At 67.2% G+C, this 1663-nt stretch carries 3 protein-coding genes; 2 read left to right on the top strand and 1 reads right to left on the bottom strand.

Features of this window, described 5'->3' with window-relative positions; all coding sequences use genetic code 11:
* Positions 1-423 (bottom strand): alpha/beta fold hydrolase (locus tag RMO40_RS24535; protein ID WP_309726425.1); only part of this gene is annotated, 423 nt, incomplete at its 3' end.
* 141 nt (positions 424-564) lie between these two features.
* Between RMO40_RS24535 and RMO40_RS24530 the strand changes: the two genes are divergently transcribed.
* On the top strand, positions 565-795 hold the full coding sequence (locus RMO40_RS24530; protein ID WP_309726423.1) for a hypothetical protein: 231 nt from the start codon (positions 565-567) through the stop codon (positions 793-795).
* Positions 796-877: 82 nt separating this feature from the next.
* Entirely contained in the window at positions 878-1480 is a 603-nt protein-coding gene (locus RMO40_RS24525) for a hypothetical protein (protein WP_309726421.1), read from the top strand.
* Positions 1481-1663 lie beyond the last annotated feature (183 nt).

Below are 1663 nucleotides of genomic sequence, written 5' to 3'. Positions count from 1 at the left end.
GTTGACCAGCCGGCGAATCAGCGCCGGCCGCACGCCGGCATACAGCATCACCACGTTGCCACCCATGCTGTGGCCCACCAGGTCGATTTGCGTCACGCCGGGGAAGGGCTTCAGCACCGCGTCGACGATCCCATCCAGGTCACCCAGGTAGTCGGCAAACCAGTAGCTGTCTTCCTGCGGGGTGTCGGTGAGGCCGAAGCCGCGCCAGTCGGGGGCGACCACGTAGCGGTCGTCGGCCAGCGCGTCGACCACAAACTGGAACGACGCGCCCACGTCCATCCAGCCATGCACCATCACCAGCGGTGGCCGCTCGGCCGTGACCAGGCTCGCGTCGCCCCAGTGGCGCAGGTGGTACTGAAGGCCTCGAACGGAGAGAAAACAGCTGCGGCTTTCGCGCCGCACGACGTAGGGGTTGTCACTCATGCGATCGATGATAGGGCGCGGGGTGGCAATGCGCTGTCGAAGGCGAGACACCCAGTGCCGGCGCGCTCTTTCAGAACGATTCAGCTTTTTTTCAGGACGCCGGGGTGTACCGCGACCGACAGTGCTGCTTCACCCCACCCCATGGAGAGAACCATCACCACCAGCCTCATTGCTCGCGCGGCCGCTTTGCTTTCGGTCGCGGGCTTCCTCGCCGCGCTGCAGGTGGCTTTGTCGCTTGAGCTCAAGCCTGCGCCACCCGCTGTGGTGGCAGCGTCGGCGCAGGCTTCAGCAGTACAGATGACGAAAAAGCCGGCCGCGTCCTCTATGCTTGCGGCGTCGGGGTACCTGATTGCCAAAGACAAGCTGGACTGATCCGGCCCGACCAGCCAAAGAGGCGAATGTGTTGCCACAAAGAGCAACCCGCAGTCTGAACATCGGTGTGACGGGGCATCGTTTGAATCGCATTTCACAGCGCCAGCTCGACCAGTTGACGCCGCAGCTTCGGCCATTCCTGGCACAGATCGCTGCGGCTGCGCGCACGCCTGCGCTCGCCTTGCTTTCGGGCCTGGCCGAAGGCGCCGACCGCCACGTGGCGCAGTTGGCCCTCGACGCCGGCTACGCTTTGTACGCCGTGCTGCCCTTTGCGCGAGACACCTACGCGCGCGACTTCACCGGCGGTGCGTCGCGCGCCCAGTTCGGCGAGTTGCTGGCCCGTGCAACCCGCGTCACCGAGCTGAGCGGGCGGCCCGGCTTTTCAGCCCAGGCCTACCGCCGCGCCGGCCACGCCTTGCTCGATGAGTCCGACGTGCTGCTGGCCGTGTGGGACGGGTTGCCCGCACAAGGCGCCGGTGGCACCGCCGAGGTGGTGAACGAAGCCTGCCGGCGGCGCATGCCGGTGATCCATGTGTCGACCCAGCCGCGCACGCAACCCGTGCTGATCTGGCAACGCCAGGGCAGCGCAACCCGTGGCCGCAGCGACTATGAGGCGGCCTCCTCGCGCCGCTGCGGCCCGTCGCAGGTGGCGGCGATGGTGTCGCACGTGATGAGGGCGGGCTGATGAGCAAGGTCACGCCGATTCGCCCGCCAGGCGCCGCTGGCCTTGAGCCAAGCTCTGCTGGCGCTGAGCCGACGCCCGTTGGCGCTGAGCCGCCCCCCGTTCGCCCTGAGCCTGTCGAAGGGTCAGCGCACAACGCCGATGTCACGAACCTGCCCAAATACTGGGCCTTCCTGAGCTACAGCC

The organism is Rhizobacter sp. (assembly GCF_031412075.1).
In the GTDB taxonomy this organism is placed as follows: domain Bacteria; phylum Pseudomonadota; class Gammaproteobacteria; order Burkholderiales; family Burkholderiaceae_C; genus Rhizobacter.
This window is presented reverse-complemented; position numbering and strand designations above follow the sequence as displayed.

What these genes read in the sequence shown, in the direction of transcription:
- RMO40_RS24530 (WP_309726423.1), top strand. Translation starts at nt 565, where the DNA reads ATGGAGAGAACCATCACCACCAGCCTCATTGCTCGCGCGGCCGCTTTG.